The sequence below is a fragment of the Streptomyces otsuchiensis genome, from assembly GCF_004305975.1.
Lineage (GTDB): Bacteria > Actinomycetota > Actinomycetes > Streptomycetales > Streptomycetaceae > Streptomyces > Streptomyces otsuchiensis.
Map to the genome: position 1 here is coordinate 1 of NZ_BHZI01000420.1, position 3,530 is coordinate 3,530.

At 73.3% G+C, this 3,530-nt stretch carries 2 protein-coding genes; both read left to right on the forward strand.

The window, feature by feature from the left end:
• Positions 1-218 precede the first annotated feature (218 nt).
• Positions 219-2,012: a serine/threonine-protein kinase gene (locus tag E0D90_RS24540; protein ID WP_130800137.1), complete on the forward strand. Its 1,794-nt coding sequence runs from the start codon at positions 219-221 to the stop codon at positions 2,010-2,012.
• 290 nt (positions 2,013-2,302) lie between these two features.
• On the forward strand, positions 2,303-3,469 hold the full coding sequence (locus E0D90_RS24545; RefSeq protein WP_103502760.1) for a serine/threonine-protein kinase: 1,167 nt from the start codon (positions 2,303-2,305) through the stop codon (positions 3,467-3,469).
• The last annotated feature ends 61 nt before the right edge of the window (positions 3,470-3,530 follow it).

Here is a 3,530-nt window from a genome sequence, read left to right on the forward strand (position 1 = left end):
GTTGTGGCGCACGGGCGTGCGCACACCCCGCCGCGCTCGCCGCCCGCCCGTGCGCCACAACCGTCAAACCGGCGTTTCCCGGCCCCTGGGGACCACCCTCACAGAGCCCGGGACCCGCGACCACGGCCCGCATTACAGTAGGTGCCGGGGACCCGCGTCACGCCAGCGCTGACGTCCCGGTGCCAGACCACCCGGAACCGAACCACCAAGGAGCGCGCGTGCGGCCCGTTGGCAGTAAGTACCTGCTCGAGGAACCGCTCGGACGCGGCGCCACCGGGACCGTGTGGCGGGGCCACCAGCGGGAGGAGGCGGGCGCCGAGGCGGCGGTCACCGGACATCCGGGCGAGCCCGTGGCCATCAAGATCCTCAAGGAGGAGCTGGCCCAGGACCCCGACGTGGTGATGCGCTTCCTGCGGGAGCGCTCCGTGCTGCTGCGTCTGAGCCGCGACAGCCACGAGAACATCGTCAGGACCCGCGACCTGGTCGTCGAGGGCGAGCTGCTCGCCCTCGTCATGGACCTGGTGGACGGCCCCGACCTGCACCGCCACCTCTACGACAACGGCCCGTTCTCCCCCGTGGCCGCGGCCCTGATCACCGCGCAGATCGCCGACGCCCTCGCCGCGGCCCACCAGCGCGGTGTGGTGCACCGCGACCTCAAGCCCGCCAACGTGCTGCTGGCACGCGAGGGCGAGGACAACGAGCTGCTGCGGCCGATGCTCACCGACTTCGGCATCGCGCGCCTCGCCGACGCCCCGGGCGTCACCCGCGCCCACGAGTTCGTCGGCTCCCCCTCCTACGTCGCGCCCGAGTCCGCCGAAGGACGCGAGCAGACCTCCGCCGTCGACATCTACAGCGCCGGCATCCTGCTCTACGAACTGGTCACCGGGCAGCCCCCCTTCCGCGGCGGCAGCGCCCTGGAACTCCTCCAGCGCCACCTCACCGAACAACCGCGCCGGCCCGACGGTCTCCCCGAGCCGCTGTGGACCGTCATCGAGCGCTGTCTGCGCAAGAACCCGGAGGAGCGGCCCGGCGCCACCCGGCTCGCCGCCGCGCTGCGCACCGTCGCCGCCGGGATCACCGAGCACGCCGGGCCCGAGCAGCGCTCGGCCGCCCTGGGAGTCGGTGCCCTGCTGCTGCCCGACCACGCCCCGGTGCGGGTGCCCGGCAGCGGCATCAGCCCTCCCGGCGCCGCGGAGCCGACCCAGGCCCTGCCCGGCGGCTCGGGCGGCGGGGTCTCCGGCGTACCGGGTGCCGCCGGTCCCGGTTCGGGCCCTGGCCCCGGCTCCGGTGACGCGGGCGGTGGCCTGGACGCCACCCGTGCCATGCCCTCCCAGCCACCTGCCACTCCGGACGGGCCCCACCCGTGGGAGAACCAGATGCGGGCGGCGCGTGACCGCAACGAACAGACCCAGGTCCAGCCGGTCGACCCCGCGCACGACCCCCTGTACCGGGCGCCGCAGCGCCGCCAGCAGCCCCGTGACCCCGAGCACGGCCACCCGCAGCAGGGTTACGGCCAGCAGGGGCAGGGCTACCAGGGACAGGGCTATCAGCAGCCGTCCCGCCCCTACCAGCGGCAGTACCAGCAGCCGCATCCGCAGCAGTATCAGCCCGAGCCTCAGCCTCAGTACCAGCAGCCCCAGCCCCGGGAGCGGTCGCAGCCACGGGAGCGCCCGCAGCCCAGGGAGCAGCGGCAGCGAGAGCGCCGCCCGCAGCGTCCGGCGCCCGAACCGCGACGTGAGCCGCGCGGCCGCAGCGGCAGCGCCAACCCGATGCGGATTCCCGGGCTCGGCTGTCTCAAGGGCTGCCTGTTCATGGTGCTGATCCTGGCGGTCATCGCCGTCCTGGTCTGGAACTTCACCCCTGTTCCCGACTGGGTCGCGGAGGGGAAGGGCTTCTGGCAGGCGGCCACGGACTTCTTCGACCAGGTCCGGGAATGGCTCGGGCTGGTGGACAGCGCCCAGCAGCAGATGGACGACGTGCGGGACAACATCCCGCAGGGTCTGGGTAATTGACATCGCGCGGTTGAACGACGCGGGAACATTCGGCCGACTCGGCGGCGGTCTCCGGTGGGTAACCCCCGAGGCCGCCGGCATCGGAGAATGCGCCGGCCGGGTAGTCCGCCGTACGTTTCGACTGCCCGCGCATTGAAGGAAAGTGACAAAATGTCAACAGTGGATGCGGTGTGACTCCGGGGATTTATCGATTTATCCCAGGGATTTGATGGCTGACCTTCTTCACCAAATCCGGTCATTCCCTCCGCATTGCGCGGATGGTGGGTGCGGCCACGTCGTAGCCTGCCGCCATGGCACGCAATATCGGTAGCCACTACACCACGGAGCGCGTACTGGGCCGGGGCAGCGCCGGCACGGTGTGGCTGGGGGAGGGGCCCGAGGGCCCCGTCGCCGTCAAGGTCCTCCGTGAGGACCTCGCCGCCGACCCGGAGCTGGTGGAACGGTTCGCCCACGAACGGCACACCCTGCTCGGACTGGAACACCCGCACGTCGTCGGTGTCCGCGAGCTGGTCCTCGCCGAGGACGGCAAGGACCTCGCCCTGGTGATGGACCTGGTGCGCGGCCCCGACCTGCGCACCCACCTCACCCGCGCCCGAAGACTCGCGCCGCACGAGGCGGTCACCGTCGTGGCCGGCGTCGCCAGTGGCCTCGCGGTCGCGCACGCCGCCGGCATCGTGCACCGCGACGTCAAGCCGGAGAACATCCTGCTCGACACCTCCGGGCCCGAACCCGTCGCACTGCTCACCGACTTCGGCGTCGCACAGCTGATCGACGAGCCCCGTCAGGGCACGGCGGGCCGAGTGGTGGGCACCCCCGACTACATCGCCCCCGAGATCATCGAGGGCCTTCCCTCCCGGGCACCGGTCGACATCTACGCCCTCGCCACCGTGCTCTACGAGCTGCTCGCCGGCTTCACCCCCTTCGGAGGCGGCCACACCGGGGCGGTGCTGCGCCGCCACGTCACCGAGACGGCCGCGCCGCTCCCCGGCCTGCCGCCGGAGCTGTGGGAACTGCTCCAGCAGTGCCTGGCCAAGGCGCCGGCCTCCCGGCTGCGAGCCGCCGAGCTGGCGTCACGGCTGCGCGAGATCCTGCCCGCCCTCGACGGGCTGCCGCCGCTGGACATCGAGAGCGACCACGAGCCGTCGCCGGCCCCCGTCGAAGAACCGGCGGAGGAGACGCCCGCGGACCACGACGGACCCCGCGGCGCCGTGCCCCTGGTGCGCGGCGCGGCACCGGACTCCGAGCGCGTCACCCACACCAGGATGCGGGTGCCCGACGCCGAGGAGCTGGCCGGCGGCGCACACGGCACCGCGCGGCTGCCCCGCACCCCCGGCCAGCTCCGGGCCGGATCGGCCCGGCACGGCGCCGCCGAACGCCGGCGCCGTCTGGCGATCACGGTGAGTGCGGCGCTGCTCGCGGTGGCGCTGCTGGTCGGCGGCTGGCTGCTCCTCGGCTGAGCTCCTGAGCAGGGGCCTGAGTAGGGCCCTGGGCGGGGGCCTGCGTGGGGGCCTGAGAGGG

Coding starts and splice junctions, on each gene's coding strand:
- E0D90_RS24545 (WP_103502760.1), top strand. CDS start 2,303: ATGGCACGCAATATCGGTAGCCACTACACCACGGAGCGCGTACTGGGC.